Source organism: Ignavibacteriales bacterium, assembly GCA_026390775.1.
GTDB lineage: Bacteria > Bacteroidota > Ignavibacteria > Ignavibacteriales > Melioribacteraceae > Fen-1258.
On the sequence record JAPLFF010000007.1, the window covers coordinates 108,379 to 123,916 of the forward strand.

The following is a 15,538-nucleotide window of genomic DNA, read 5'->3' on the forward strand; positions in this document are numbered from 1 at the left end:
TCTTTTTAAGGTTTATTTCTGATCAACAACTACATCACCGCCGGTAGTTTCAAGTTTTAGCATTTCTCCGCCGCCGTTAAATTCGGCATCCATTTCACTTCGTGTTACGCGCATAGTCTTTACATTTTTAAAATTATTTGTAATCTCTCCGCCGGATGTTTCAAGATGTACTTTAGCTTTAAAATCTGAAGGTAATTTTACGCGAACACTTCCGCCTGATGTTTCTGCAGAAATACCTTTATTGATACCGTTATAATCTATAATGATATCGCCACCGGAAGTCTCTGCACTTATTTTTCCGTCTGCTGTATTAAGTTTGATATCTCCGCCGGATGTTTCTGCTTTTAAGTCACCATTCGTTCCTTTGCAAACAATATCGCCGCCTGATGTAGATAAAAACATTTCACCTTTATGAGTAGAGAGATTAATATCACCGCCGGAAGTTTCCACTTTTAATTTCCCGCTAGTATTATTCAGAGTGATGTCTCCGCCTGAAGTATCAAGCTTAAAAACTCCGGACACATTTTCAACATTAATATCTCCGCCGGAAGTTTCAATATGAGCATTCTGATTTTTAGGAACTTTAACTTCGATTCTTACACTAATGTTACTTCCGAACCAATTAAAGAAAGAACCTTTCTTTTTCGCAATTACTCTTACTGTATTATCATCCTGTTCAATACGGATCTCTAATTTTTCTTCTGCACGTCTGTTACCGAATATTTTTACATAGGTTTCCTGTTTATCCCAACTTTCAATTTTTACATCAGCGCCGCTTGCGTTTACATAAACATTATCCCAGTCTTTAGCAGAAAAAGATTTCTCCCGTAAAAGTTTTAATTCTTCTGCTGATGATAATGATGCGCCCAAAATCATTAATACAAACACCAACAAGAATCTTTTGAATAATAATTGTTCTATCGTTTGGTACATAATACCTCCAAGTTTTTAAGTTAACTGATTATTTAGACTCGCGTCCGGTCAAAATAGTTACATCAAAAAGATTTTTTTATATTTGTACCGAGTCATAGAGATAAAAGTGAATTATTTAGTGGTTTTCATTGGCGCAGGTCTTGGCGGAGTTTTTAGATATATATTATCATATTTTATCCAAAAGCAGTTTCCTCCTTATTTTCCTTATGGTACGCTCGCAGTTAATCTTCTTGGCAGTTTTATACTGGGTTTAATGATCTTTGGTTTAGATGAAAAAGACTTGATCAATCCTACATTAAAATTGTTTATCGGAATCGGGTTCTGCGGTGGCTTCACCACATTTTCTTCATTCTCTTTGGAAACATTTAATTTATTAAAGGATGCAGAATTTCTTTTTGCCGGTTTGAATATTTTTGCAAGTGTATTATTAACGGTTTTTGGTATTTATCTCGCTTATATTATTACGAGGTGATCAATGAAAATTGAAGGCGAAGCAAAATTATTAAGAATATTTATTGGTGAAGCTGATAAAATTTCTCACTCACCCGTTTATGAAAAAATTGTTACCGAAGCCAGAAAAAATAATCTTGCCGGTGCAACCGTCTATAAAGGAATTATGGGATATGGCGGTAACAGCAGAATTCACAGCGCAAAAATTTTAAGACTTTCGGAAGATTTGCCGCTTGTTGTTGAAATTGTTGATGAAGAAAAAAAGATCGAGGAATTTATTCCCATAGTTAATAAGATTTTTGAAGATGCAAATTGCGGCGGACTCATTACAATTGAGAGAGCTGAAATAATAAAATATACTTCTACTAAAAAATGACTCGTAAGAGTCATGCTGTTCGCCGCGGCGAATCTTTTCAACATCTAAAATCTCGAAACAAATTTGGGATAAAGAATTAAAATACTGTTCAACAAAAAAGATGATTTTATTAAAATAATATTTCTGTTGAAATTGAACTTTGAATAATTGAATTATTATTCTAAGTTTCAGAAGAATTAACGGATATTATTTATGGGCGGGCTTAAAATATTTCTTCCAGGTATCTCCTCACAATTTTTCTTACATAAAATCTATAACACAAACTGTCTGAGTGATAGGCGGATTTATAGCAGTATAATTAATAGTTAGCTTGTTAATAAACGTGAGGTTAAAATGAAAATGATTTTATCGCTTTTAGTTTTATTTTCTGCTTCCATTCTTTTGGGTCAGAATATTGAATTAGCAAAAAGTTATCACACTCATAAACTAATTCAGAAAGCAAAAGAAGAGTTTATTCTTGTATTACATACTTCCAAAACTCCTGATTCCAAAGCCGAGACATTATATTGGCTAGGAAATATTTCATTTGAAGAAAGTAGTTATTCTACTGCTTTTGAAGATTGGAAAAAACTAGTTTCGGATTACCCGACTTCAAAATACGCTATTGAGATTAAAGGAAGGTTAGAACAATTAAAAGATGTTATGCAACAAGTTTCAGAAGAAAATATTACATCTTCAATTGCTCGCTCATATTTGCGTAATAGTGATTTTTGGTCAAAAGCAGAGAGCAAAATTTTAATTGATGGATCCTGGCTACCAAGTGTGGAATTAGCTGTTGATTGGTATGATAGAGTCATAAAAGAATTTCCCGGAACGAATGCTGCTGAAGAAGCATACAAACAAAAACTATTTACTCTTTTTGGCTGGGAAAAAACTAGACAATCTGGGGAAGACTATGGCTTAAAAAAGGATTTCGAGAAATATATGCCACAGATATTACAAACTTTTCAAGAATATGAAACTAATTTTCCTGAATCATATATGTTGCAAGGATTTCGTTATCAAATAGCACAAGGATATTGGCAAGAAAAAGATTGGAATAAAACAAAAGAATGGTTGCAGAAAGTAATCGATTCCTCTAAAGGATTAACAACGTTTTATTCAGAAACGGCAAAAGCGAGATTGAAGAAAGTCGAATATTAGACAAGCTAACAAGCGCCTCAACAGTGTCCGCGTCTTCGACTCTGTCTAAGTTGAGTCGCATTAGGGTTTGGCTTTTCAGAATTAGTTTCTTGTGCAAAGTTGATTTGTAATACAAAACTGATTTTAAAAATAAAGTTGCGTTGACAAAATTTAGCCGTTTGTTCTGGGCGGCGTGTTAGGCGCAACGTCGTTATATTGCAGAAAAATGGAAACACTTGATCAATATATCAAAGAGACAGAAAGCGCTGTCAAAAGAATTTATGATGCATACTATTCATATTATGAATTAATGAAAGAACCCAAGAGACCATTCTTTTTTTATTGTGGTGATACTAATACAGAGGAATTTCGGAATGCTCGAGATAAATGGGAAGAAGAAAATAAAGACATTTTAGAAGAGCGGATTAGAAGAGATAATGAATTTGCTTTTGCAACATTTGCACGTTCAACATTGTGTGGTGCGATTCTTCAGTTTGGTTATACGGCAATAAAATTGTTCTCTAATAATACTTTAGTTCCAGAAGATTTTGAAAATATTATAGTAAAAAATTCTATTGCTGCTAAATTTTGTATTGGTAGAATGATTGATGATATGCCTGCTGGTTTGATTGTCTTCGCGGGTAGAAATCAAGCAATGCATTTTGAAGATGAAAAGTTTAAAGAGCCAACGGCGACAGTTTTTAATCGGTTATGTAATTATTACAGTGATAGATTCAAGAAGTGGTATAAAAATTCATATTATGATTTAGAAAATATTTATAATGACCATTTTGCTGAAAACATTTTATACAAACTGGAATGGATGAATTATGACTTATATGAAAAAGAAATTAGAACAATGTTAAGTGCAATATAATCAGCGTCTCAGCCCAAGTGTGCTTCGGTGCTGCACTTAGTTTTCAGTCATAATTTTATTCACGTCTCATCTTTACAATCATCAAAAAAAACATTTTTAGATTAACACTAATTCCATATTTTTACCAACGACAAAAATTCTAATTATCCTTTATTGTTTCATAACAGGTGAATTAATGAGTAAAATACTTTTCAAGAAACAGCTCTCCAAAGATGTTTATATGATGCGTCTTGATGCACCGCTTATTGCGGAAGAAAGATCAGCCGGACAATTTATTATTCTTCAGCTCGATGACGATTACGGTGAAAGAATTCCGTTAACAATTGCTGATGCAGATACTAAGGAAGGTTCGATAACAATTATTTTTCAAGTCGTTGGTAAAAGTACACTTCAGCTTTCAGAAAAAAGTGTTGGCGATGTTATTCCTACTTTAGTCGGTCCTCTTGGTAAACCTACTCACATAGACAATTTTGGAACGGTAGTTTGTGTCGGAGGCGGAATTGGAGTTGCACCGCTTCACCCGATCGCACAAGCATTAAAGAAAGCCGGCAATCATGTAATTACAATAATCGGCGCCCGCACAAAAGATCTTATCATTCTTGAAGAAGAAATGAAAAATATTGCTGATGAATTTATTCTCTGCACCGATGACGGAAGTTACGGGCGTAAAGCATTGGTAACCGTACCGTTAAAAGAAATTTGCGAACGTTCTCCAAAACCAAATATGGTAATTGCAATCGGTCCGCCGATAATGATGAAGTTCTGTTCCGAAACTACAAGACCTTATGAAGTCTTCACACAAGTTTCGCTAAATACAATTATGGTTGACGGAACGGGAATGTGCGGCGGCTGCAGAGTGAATGTAGGCAAAGAAATAAAGTTCGTTTGTGTTGATGGTCCGGAATTCGACGGGCACAAAGTTGATTTCGATAATATGATGGCAAGATTAAATTCTTATAAAGAATTAGAACGTGAAGCGCACAGTTGTTTTCTCGAACAAGAAATTAAAGATAAGGAGGCGCTTAGATGAGTCATCATACTGCCGAACAATTATCCGAAGAAGCAAAAAAATTAATTGTTGAATACCTTGATAAAATAGATGATATGAAAGCGAAGGAACGGACAAAGATTCCTCCGCAAGAGATGCCCGCCCAAGATCCGGAAATCCGTTCTCACAATTTGGACGAAGTTACTCTCGGCTACACAATGGAACAGGCACGAATCGAAGCAATGAGATGTTTGCAGTGTGTCAAAAAAACTTGCGTTGATGATTGTCCGGTTAAAATAGATATACCAAGATTTATTAATCACGTTGCACATGAAGAATATGATCAAGCTGTTGGTGTTATAAAAGAAGCATCTCTCCTCCCTGCAATCTGCGGTAGAGTTTGTCCGCAAGAAACTCAATGCCAGGCAAATTGTACAGTCGGGAAAGCATTGAAGGATGTTGATAAATCAGTTGCTATCGGACGGCTTGAAAGATTTGTTGCCGATTGGGAACGTGCAACCGGAAAAATTGCAATCCCCGAAATAAAACCCGCAACCGGGAAAAAAGTTGCAGTTGTAGGAAGCGGTCCCGCCGGATTAGTTGTAGCGGCAGATTGCAGACGTGAAGGACATCATGTTACAATCTTTGAAGCGTTTCATAAACTCGGTGGAGTTCTTCGTTACGGAATTCCGGAATTCAGATTGCCGAATGATATAATAGATAAAGAGATTGATGTTTTAAAAGCAATGGGTGTGGAGATAAAAACAAATTTTGTTGTTGGAAGAACACGCAAACTTACAGACTTAATGAATAAAGACGGTTATCATGCAATCTTTGTAGGTACTGGTGCCGGATTACCGATGTTCATGGGAATTGAAGGTGAAAGTTTAGTTGGAGTTTTTTCAGCTAACGAATATTTAACTCGCGCAAATCTAATGCGTGCATTCGATAAAGGACATGCAGACACACCGATCTATGTATCTAAAAATGTTGCAGTGCTTGGTGGAGGAAATGTTGCCATGGATTCTGCACGCATGGCAAAACGTCTCGGTGCAGAAAATGTTTATGTCGTTTACAGAAGAACAGAAGTTGAAATGCCTGCGCGTAAAGAAGAAGTTGCTCATGCAAAGGAAGAAGGAATTGAATTTTATTTCTTACAAAATGCAAAAAGAATTTTGGGTAATGAAAAAGGTAGAGTGAATGGAATGGAATGTTTACGTTACGAACTTGGGGAACCGGATTCTTCTGGAAGACGCAGACCGGTTGTAATTCCCAACAGCGAATTTATTCTAAATGTTGACACCGTTATTGTAGCGATCGGGAACGGAAGTAATCCGTTAATTAGTCAGACTACACCCCAGCTTAATGTTAATAAATGGGGCAACATTATAGTTGATGAAACACAGAAGACATCTGTTAATAGAATTTTTGCGGGCGGTGATATTGTTTTAGGTGCTGCAACTGTAATTCTTGCAATGGGTGAAGGACGGCGTGCTGCTGCTGCAATAAATAAAATGCTTGCCGAAGAGATTGAAAAAGAAAAAGCGGCTGTTAATTAGCCGCTTTCCCCTTACTTAACTTTTCTTTGAATTGTTCCAATTTGTATTCTGATTTCTTTGATGCTCCAATTATTTCAGAATAATTTTTATAAGATTGACTAAATAAATTTTTGATAGTTTTCGAATCATAACTTTCATTTTTCATTATCAGCAAACCATAAAATGTAAATAACCAATTAAGCAGTTTTTCAAAATTTTCTTTACTGTAATACCAGATATTTTCAAATTGATTTACACCGAGATATATTCTAACAGCTTCGTTATCGAATAAGGAAAAGAGTTCATCTTTCTTCTCTTCATGACTGAATACTTCCATCATCTGATCAAAATTATTTATGAATATGTTCAGCAAATTTATCTCATTGACCTTGTCCAACTTTTGCAGAATCTTTTTGACAGATGAATCAAGAAGCATTTCATCAACATAATTTTGCCGATTTACTTTTCCTTCCAACGGGAACAACTCTTTCACATTCGAAATAATCAGCCACAGCATAAAGATGATCGAGTTATCATGAAAATTAGTATTGCGTGATATCTGAATTGCATGATGAATATTTTTAGATGCGGATTTTTTTTCTAACTTATATTGATCATCAATCAAAATATTTAATTTGCGGACAGCCACAATCGAATTCTCAAATTTTTCAATTATCGGTTTGAGATCAGAATCTAATCCGAAATGATCTTTAATTGTATTTAATAAATTGAAATATCTTTCATCAATAAAACTAATTCTGTCTTTTTTCGTTTTTTTAGTTTCTTCCAGAATACAAGTTTTCATAAATCCATTCAACGATTCATCATCAAACATTTTTTCAAACGCAATATGAATGGCTTCCATTTTCATTTCATCATAAGCACGCTGCATATTCGGCACGCCGTTACGACCAAGTCTCCATGCAAGTTTAGCCCAATCACCTTTTTCATCGTAAACTTCTCGCCAATCCAAATAGACTAAATATTTAAACGCCCCGAGTTCTGCTTTGAATCCATTTACAGCTATATCAATTCCGGTTCTAATAAATTCTAAATTTGAAATATGATCTCTGAAAATGTAAAAATGTTTTTCTGAAGGCTTGATCCACAAAGCTTCTGCAATGGTTCGGGATTCAATTCCTTTGCTGCCGTAATTGTTCATCAGTTTAGGTGAGGAACGGAAAATAGTGCCGGATGTATTTTCATATTTGTTGTTGTAGAATATTAGTGCTCTTTCTCCGTGTTCGGTATTCGTGTAAGCAAAAACATTTTCGTTTATACCGCCGTAACCATCAATAAAATCAAAGAGCCAAAAATTTGAAACTTGACTGAACAAATAACGTTTTTTCATCAATGGAAATATTTCATACTGATGACGGTCCATCAGCCATTGATTCGGAGTTTCATTGTAATATGCACGTTGATATTCCATTCCATATTTTTCAGTATAACCTTCAATCTGCCCGTGAGCAAACATCGGCAAACCGGGTAAAGTTATCATCATCATGCAAACACCAAAATATTTATCATCAGTTCCAAATTGTTTGATCGCAGTTTCTTCATCGGGATTGCTCATAAAATTTACGTAGCGTTTTAAAATTTCCGGTTCAAACTCAAGCGTGTTGGAAATTAGATCGCGATACTTTGCATTTTCTTCTTTCATCATCATGTGCATAAATGCGCTGTTGTAAACACGGTGCATTCCAAGTGTGCGTACAAAATATCCTTCCATCAACCAGAAAGCTTCTGCAAGTAAAAGTGTATCGGGCATTTCATTATTAATTCGGTCAACAACCTCCCGCCAAAATTCAACCGGAAATACTTTATCGAATTCTTCTCTTGTCATTGCATAATCAGATCGCGACGGAATGTCTCCTCCGCGTCCGGGTTCAGGATACCACAAACGCGAGAAATGTTTTTTCGCCAACGTCATTGCCGCATCGAATCGGATAATAGAAAACTTCCGTGCAACATCAAATATTTTTTGTATCACAGCTTCACGAACTTCTTGTCTAATCATATTGAGCTGAGCAGTATCATTCCACGGCATATTTGTTCCGTCATTACCGTGATAAATATATCGCACCTCTCTGCTGTTGTTATCAATACGCTGGAATACAACTGCGGCATCGCTCCTTCTCCAAAAACCATCTTCAATTCTGATCTGAACCGAATGATCATCAGAAAGATTATTCCCGGTAAAACTATAATTTGGAAATGGCGGATGATTTGATTGGATAAAATATTCCGGATGCTCAATCACCCACTTAGAAAAAATTCCTGTGTGATTAGGAACCATATCGCTTGCAAGACGGATTCCTCTTGCACGTGCGCGTTCGTTCAAATTGTTGTAGGAAAGTTCACCGCCGAGATCGTTTGCGATTTGATAATCATACAAAGAATATGCAGAAGAAACCGCATCAATATTTCCCATGATATGTTTTATTTTTTTTGATGCGCTGCTTCGTTCCCAAATTCCGATAAGCCAGAGTCCGTTAAAATTCCAACGTGCCAGTTGATCTAATTCTTCATCCGGAATTTGATCTAAAGTTTTGATGTGTCTTTGATATTTTTTTGAAAGCTGATCTAACCAAACGTAAATGTTTTTTGCTATCATTACTACGCGTGGCATCCAGTTTGAATCGGGAGTAAAATTTTCGAATTCTTCATAATCTTTATAACTATCGGCTGCGTATTTGTAACCGGATTTCCCGAGAGAAATAGAATCATCATACAACCCGCTTTTATATTGAGGAACAACTGTCGGCGCTCCGCCCGGTCCTCCAAATTCCAATTTGAAATCTTCTTTTATTAGGTCTTTACCTGTAAGAATTCTTTTAAGGAATTTTTCATCTAGTAAAACTCCATACTTCTCACGGATGAAATCGAGTTGTGCCTCGATGTTATCCGGACTATTAATAATCGGGGTTTTCAAAAAAGTAAAAACATCTTGATTATCGGGACCTAGTTTTTTTTCGTTTTGAAAGAATAGATCAAGTTCATCAACTGTTTTTTTATAGAGTTCTTTTTCTGAAAAATAATTTTGGTCGAATAGTTCAATTAATTTTTTGTTAGAGGGATTATAATTTGCGAAATAAAGTAGAATCAATTCTTCCAGAGTAACTTCTGCATTCGAGCGATCTGCAGAAAAAGAGTTCAGATAATCAAAAGTGCTTGATTTACCTTTATACACTTCCATCGGTGGGAAAGCAGAAACAAAATCGAAAAGAACTTTACGGATCTTTTCTTCTCCGAGTTTGCCGTTAAGATAATCGAGAGCTTTTTTAAAAACGCCGGGATTAATTTGTAGTTCATATAACCGGAATAAATAATGATAAATCTCATCCATCAATCCGGCGGCATTAACCTGACCGGCTGCAACGTGCTCTTTTATTTCTCTCTTAGAATTTATTTTCTGGACAAATATTCTAACCGCATAAAAATCTGCCAGGATAACATTCCCGTTTATCTCGAACAATCCATCTTCAAAATTGTATTTGCTGCGTGCTTCTTTCGAAATATGAAATTCATATTTAGGAAAAGATTTTTGAATGAATAAATTTTCGTTACCGAGAACGATTTTTGTTAGTGTCATTTTAGACTGAATTATTTCATTTTCATTCTTAATATAACTAATTGATTGTTATCATTAAACCGCGCTTGCACTACTGAATTAAACCCAGTAGGACTATACCAAATGATGTTCATCTTATCTAGTTAAAAAGCTAATAGCCAATAGCTAAAAGCTATTTTTGATTCTAACTCACTATTAAACTATTTTTAGCCACAAAATTAAAATCAAGCTATGTCCATTACACCTTTAATGGCGCAATATGCCAAGATAAAAGAAAATTATCCCGATACCATTTTGCTTTTCCGAATGGGAGATTTCTTTGAAACTTTTGAGGAGGATGCAAAAACTGCTTCCAAAGTTTTGGGCATTACTCTTACAAAACGTGCCAATGGCGCCGCTGGCGAGGTTCCGCTTGCCGGATTTCCGCATCATGCAATTGATACCTATTTACCAAAACTGGTACGTGCCGGTTACCGCGTTGCTGTCTGCGAGCAGATGGAAAATCCGAAGTTTGCTAAAGGGATTGTTAAGCGTGAAGTTATTGAAGTTGTTACCCCGGGAGTTGCAATATCTGATAAACTTCTCGATCATAAAAAAAATAATTATTTACTCTCGGTTTACATTGAAGATGAAATTGCCGGAATTGCATTCTGCGATATATCTACCGGTGAGTTTTCAACTTTTGAATTCAATAGAACTGAATTATCACAACAACTTGGTTCGATCAATCCTTCTGAGATATTAATTCCAAAAAAACTTAAGAATGAACTTGAACCGCTGATTCACAAAGCTGTTCCATCTGCACGAATAACAAAAATTGATGATTGGATTTTCAATTACGATTACTGTACTGAACTATTGATGAATCATTTCAACACAAAAACGTTGAAGGGATTTGGTATCGAGAATTTACGAATCGCGATTAGCTCCGCCGGTGCTGCTCTAAATTATTTGCGCGAAACTCAAAAAGCTAATCTTACACATTTAAATAAAATTTCGCGGCATAATCCTTCCGATTACATGATCTTAGATTATTCAACTAAAAAAAATTTAGAGATCATGTTCACAATGCAGGAAGGTGAACGTGAAGGATCATTGATTTCAATTCTTGATAAGACCTTAACTTCAATGGGCGCACGGATGCTCAAGAAATGGATCTCCGCTCCATTAACAAAATTAGAACCTATCATCAAACGCCAGGAATCAATAGAAGCACTTTTACAAAATAAAATTCTTAGAAAAAATTTACAGAATGAATTAAAAGAGATTGGCGATTTAGAAAGATTGATTTCTAAAATATGTACCGGAAGAGTTAACCCGCGTGAATTGTTAAATCTAAAAACGTCTCTCAAAAAAATTCCGCTGATCAAACAACTTTTAGACCAAACTTCAGTAGAAACACTCACAGCAATAAATCAACGACTTAACTCTCTTGATAAACTTGTAGAGAAAATTGAACTGGCAATTTCTGATGACCCGCCTCTTGCAATTTCTGATGGTGGTGTAATTCGCAATGGCTTTAGTCCTGAGCTGGATGAATTAAGAGGACTTTCTACAAATGCGAAAGATTGGATTGCAACTCTTCAAAAAACGGAACGAGAACGGACGAAAATCTCTTCACTTAAAGTTAGTTACAATAAAGTATTCGGTTATTACATTGAGATCAGCAATGCCAACAAAGATAAAGTTCCGGAGAACTACATCCGCAAACAAACTCTAGTTAATAACGAAAGATTTATTACTCCTGAACTAAAAGAGTACGAAGATAAAATTCTGAATGCAGAAGAAAACATTGCTAATCTGGAATATCAACTTTTCGATCAAGTTAGATTAGATGTGGCATCGGAGACAGAAGCAGTTCAAGAAAATGCTAAATTGATTGCGATGCTTGATTGTTACCAATCATTTTCGGAATGTGCCGACGAATATAAATATGTCCGTCCGCAGCTTGATGAATCCGATTCACTCGAAATAATAGACGGACGTCATCCGGTTGTTGAAAGAATTTTACCTCCGGGAGAAAAATTTACTCCAAACAGTTCTAAACTTTCTTCATCAGACGAGCAGATAATAATTCTTACCGGACCAAACATGGCGGGTAAATCAGTTTATCTCCGTCAAGTTGGACTGATAGTATTGATGGCGCAGATTGGTTCTTTTGTTTCCGCAACATCGGCAAAGATCGGTTTAGTAGATAGAATTTTCACACGTGTTGGCGCGAGCGATAACATCTCAGCAGGCGAATCAACTTTTCTTGTTGAGATGCAGGAAGCTGCAAATATTTTGAACAATGCTTCAAGTAAGAGTTTAATTTTGCTTGATGAAATCGGACGCGGGACAAGTACATTTGATGGAATATCAATCGCATGGGCAATAACAGAATATCTACATGAGAATCCGAATCTTACTGCAAAGACTTTATTCGCTACTCATTATCACGAGTTAAATGAAATGGCAACTTTATTCCCTCGTATCAAAAATTTCAAAGTTGAAGTCCGTGAGTACGGTGATAAAGTAATTTTCTTACACAAAGTTTCTTCCGGCGGTGCCGATCATAGTTATGGAATTCAAGTTGGACAAATGGCGGGCTTGCCTCTGTTTGTTACTAACCGTGCTAAAGAAATTCTTGCTAATTTAGAGAGTAAAGAATTAACTCCTTATGAAATGAAGAAAGCTAAACTTGCAAAGCTTAAAGGACAAGATGATTTTCAGATCAGTCTGTTTGAAATGAAGGACGAAGAATTAAGAAAACAAATTTCTGATATTTCGATAAACAGTTTAACTCCGCTTGAAGCATTGAATAAACTAAGTGAATTAAAGAAGAAGATTGATGAAAAGAAAGATTAAAATTTGTCATTCTGATCCCGACTTGTCGGGAGAAGAATCTCGATCTTTATTCGTGAGAAAGATTCTTCGTCGTTACACTCCTCAGAGTGACATAATCACATACTTAATAATGATTATTTTTTTATTCCTCATCAGTTGCGGAAAGAATTACACACCCGAACAGAAAACATATATTACAAAGATCGAAAAATACCGCACCGAGAAAAATGAAGAAATGAAAAACGATCCATCTTCACCATTTAACAAAAAAGGAAAAGTCGAATTCCACGATTTGAATTACTTTGATGTTGATCCTTCGTACGTTTTCAGAAGTATGCTTTATGAATATGAGCCGAAAGACACAGTTACAATTTACGGCACTAAAGGTGAGCCGAGGAAAGCAATACGCTATGGTTATGTTGTGATTACTTATCAAAACAAACAGTATAATATAAATGTCTATCAAGGAACGACAGCCGGTGGTGAAACTTATTATTCAATTTGGTTCACAGATAAAACCACGAACAATGAATCATACGGCGTTGGACGCTATATTGACTTTGAAAAAGTTGATGACCCAAACAATGAATATGAAATTGATTTTAACTTAGCATACAATCCATATTGTGCATATAGTCCAAATTACTCATGCGCAATTCCAACAAAAGAAGATCTCATCCCGATCGCAATTCGAGCGGGAGAGAAAAAATTTCATGAATAATTACGGAGTTTAACTTGGTTGTAATCTTAGAAAAAAACGCAACAGAATCTCAGATAGAAAATGTGATCAAACACCTTGAAGGATTTGGATTTCAGATTCACAAATCTATAGGAACTGAACGGACTATTCTCGGAGCTATTGGAGTAAAACCAAACTTCGACACTCGCAACATCAGCATACTTGACGGAGTAGATGAAGTTTACCGTGTTACAACTCCTTACAAACTTTCAAGCAGAAGTTTTCACGAAGCTAACACAGTTATAAAGGTTAAAGATGTTGAGTTAGGCGGGAATCAAATTGTAATGATTGCAGGTCCGTGTTCGATCGAAAATGAAGATCAAATTTTCCGTTTGGCAAAAGTTGTTGCAAAATCCGGTGCAAAGATTTTAAGAGGCGGCGCTTTCAAACCGCGCACTTCGCCTTATTCATTTCAAGGTCTTGGTGAAGAAGGATTAAAATTAATCCGCGGCGCTGCTGATGAAAATAATTTGTTAGTTGTTACAGAAGTAATGCAGATCGAACAGATAGAATTAATTGACAGATATACCGATATCTTTCAGCTTGGCGCACGCAACATGCAAAATTTTTCTTTGCTGAAAGAATTAGGTAAGACAACAAGACCTGTAATGGTTAAACGCGGCATTGCCGCAACAATTGAAGAGTGGCTGATGTCGGCGGAATATCTTTTAAATGGCGGGAACAAAAATATTTTCCTGTGCGAGCGCGGAATTAGAACGTTTGAGAATTATACACGCAATACATTTGATCTATCGGCAATTCCAGTCGTACATAAAAAAAGTCATTTGCCTATTATAGCCGATCCTTCACACGCTACAGGATTACGAGATCAGGTTCCACCAATGGCTCGCGCCGCCGTTGCAGCCGGAGCTGATGGAATTATGATCGAGATCCATGACGATCCCGAAAACGCTTTATCAGACGGCCCTCAAGCGCTTCTTCCCAACACTTATCTAAAATTAATGGATGAGTTACGATTGATCGCTCTAGCAATTGGAAGGAAACTATAATTGGAAATCCGAAAAATTTCAATAATAGGATTAGGATTGATCGGCGGTTCTATTGCGAAGGCAATTAAAAATTTTTCTTCAACTCATTTCATAAGCGGGTTTGACAATCCGGATATTCTCGATAAAGCTTTAGAACAAAAAGTTATTGATAAAAAACTTTCATCATTTGAAGAAAGTCTTGATGCAGATTTGATCTTTCTCTGTCTTCCTGTTGATGCATCAATAAATGTTTTTGAAAAACTCTCAGAAAAAATTAATCCAAATCAGATTTTGACCGATGTGTGCGGAGTGAAATCCATCTTCCAGGAAATTTGGGATAAGAAAGAACGGAAAGGGATTTACATCGGCGGACATCCGATGACCGGAAAAGAAAAAGGTGGATTTGAAAATTCTGATCCTCTTCTTTTTGAAAACTGTGTTTACATACTTAACGAATCTGCAAAAGAATTTTCGGTGATAGATTCATTCACAGAAATAATTCATCAGCTTGGTGCAAAAATCACTTTTCTAAATCCCAAAGTGCACGATATAATTGTTGCATCGGTCAGCCATCTTCCACAACTGTTATCCGTTTCGCTTATCAATTCGGCGGGATTAAAAGGAAGCAATATAAACTTTTTCGATTACGCTGCCGGCGGATTTAGAGATATGACCCGTATTGCTTCAAGCGAATTTAATGTTTGGGAACCCGTTCTACGTGAGAACAGAAAAAATATTATACAAGCGATTGATAATTTTATTTTTGATTTAGATCAAATGAAAAAATCAATCTCTAATGAAGATTATAAAAAGCTGACCGAAAAATTTGAAAATGCAAGAGTTAAACGCGATGAAATTCCGAAATCCAACAAAGGTTTCATCAACCAGATTTATGATGTTTTTGTTTTCGTAAAAGATGAACCGGGTGTAATAAGCAAAATTTCAACTGCACTATTTGAAAACAAGATCAACATTAAAGACATCGAGCTTCTGAAAATCCGTGAGGGTTCCGGCGGAACTTTTAGAATTGCTTTCGAAAGTGAAGTGGATGCTGAGAAAGCTAAAGAAATTATTGAGAAGATTGGGTTTTCAACTAAGATATAATTTTTTTTGCAATCGCATCAGC

General features: G+C 35.9%; 12 protein-coding genes. 10 read left to right on the forward strand and 2 right to left on the reverse strand.

The genetic code is table 11. The annotated features are described in order from the left end of the window. Positions 1 to 12: 12 nt before the first annotated feature. Complete coding sequence (locus NTZ27_05680) at positions 13 to 933, reverse strand: DUF4097 family beta strand repeat-containing protein (GenBank protein ID MCX6174223.1); 921 nt, start codon at positions 931 to 933, stop codon at positions 13 to 15. A gap of 106 nt (positions 934 to 1,039) precedes the next feature. Between NTZ27_05680 and crcB the strand changes: the two genes are divergently transcribed. The 6 genes from crcB (at position 1,040) to gltA (ending at position 6,305) form a co-directional block, all read left to right on the forward strand. Beyond that, complete coding sequence (crcB, locus tag NTZ27_05685; GenBank protein ID MCX6174224.1) at positions 1,040 to 1,405, forward strand: fluoride efflux transporter CrcB; 366 nt, start codon at positions 1,040 to 1,042, stop codon at positions 1,403 to 1,405. Between the two features lie 3 nt (positions 1,406 to 1,408). Further along, entirely contained in the window at positions 1,409 to 1,759 is a 351-nt protein-coding gene (locus NTZ27_05690; protein ID MCX6174225.1) for a DUF190 domain-containing protein, read from the forward strand. Positions 1,760 to 2,092: 333 nt separating this feature from the next. After that, positions 2,093 to 2,902 (forward strand): outer membrane protein assembly factor BamD, encoded by an 810-nt coding sequence (gene bamD / locus NTZ27_05695; protein MCX6174226.1) that lies wholly within the window; start codon positions 2,093 to 2,095, stop codon positions 2,900 to 2,902. A gap of 205 nt (positions 2,903 to 3,107) precedes the next feature. Continuing rightward, entirely contained in the window at positions 3,108 to 3,758 is a 651-nt protein-coding gene (locus NTZ27_05700) for a hypothetical protein (GenBank protein ID MCX6174227.1), read from the forward strand. Between the two features lie 175 nt (positions 3,759 to 3,933). Beyond that, positions 3,934 to 4,788 (forward strand): sulfide/dihydroorotate dehydrogenase-like FAD/NAD-binding protein, encoded by an 855-nt coding sequence (locus NTZ27_05705; protein ID MCX6174228.1) that lies wholly within the window; start codon positions 3,934 to 3,936, stop codon positions 4,786 to 4,788. Next, positions 4,785 to 6,305 carry an NADPH-dependent glutamate synthase gene (gene gltA, locus NTZ27_05710; GenBank protein MCX6174229.1) on the forward strand — a complete coding sequence of 507 codons (1,521 nt, stop codon included), beginning with the start codon at positions 4,785 to 4,787 and terminating at the stop codon, positions 6,303 to 6,305. The genes NTZ27_05705 and gltA overlap by 4 nt, the downstream gene beginning before the upstream one ends. On the opposite strand, the gene NTZ27_05715 is transcribed toward gltA, so the two are convergent. Beyond that, positions 6,298 to 9,879 carry an alpha-amylase family glycosyl hydrolase gene (locus NTZ27_05715; GenBank protein MCX6174230.1) on the reverse strand — a complete coding sequence of 1,194 codons (3,582 nt, stop codon included), beginning with the start codon at positions 9,877 to 9,879 and terminating at the stop codon, positions 6,298 to 6,300. The genes gltA and NTZ27_05715 overlap by 8 nt on opposite strands. 210 nt (positions 9,880 to 10,089) lie before the next feature. Here NTZ27_05715 and mutS point away from each other — a divergent pair, with 210 nt between their 5' ends. The 4 genes from mutS to NTZ27_05735 are packed head-to-tail and all read left to right on the forward strand — an operon-like array spanning position 10,090 to position 15,516. Then, positions 10,090 to 12,705 carry a DNA mismatch repair protein MutS gene (mutS, locus tag NTZ27_05720; protein ID MCX6174231.1) on the forward strand — a complete coding sequence of 872 codons (2,616 nt, stop codon included), beginning with the start codon at positions 10,090 to 10,092 and terminating at the stop codon, positions 12,703 to 12,705. Further along, on the forward strand, positions 12,689 to 13,405 hold the full coding sequence (locus NTZ27_05725) for a DUF1684 domain-containing protein (protein MCX6174232.1): 717 nt from the start codon (positions 12,689 to 12,691) through the stop codon (positions 13,403 to 13,405). The genes mutS and NTZ27_05725 overlap by 17 nt, the downstream gene beginning before the upstream one ends. A 14-nt stretch (positions 13,406 to 13,419) precedes the next feature. Continuing rightward, the gene (gene aroF / locus NTZ27_05730; GenBank protein MCX6174233.1) at positions 13,420 to 14,433 is read left to right on the forward strand and encodes a 3-deoxy-7-phosphoheptulonate synthase; all 1,014 of its coding nucleotides are present in this window, start codon (positions 13,420 to 13,422) and stop codon (positions 14,431 to 14,433) included. Beyond that, positions 14,434 to 15,516, forward strand: a complete 1,083-nt coding sequence (locus tag NTZ27_05735; GenBank protein MCX6174234.1) for a prephenate dehydrogenase/arogenate dehydrogenase family protein — start codon at positions 14,434 to 14,436, stop codon at positions 15,514 to 15,516. The last annotated feature ends 22 nt before the right edge of the window (positions 15,517 to 15,538 follow it).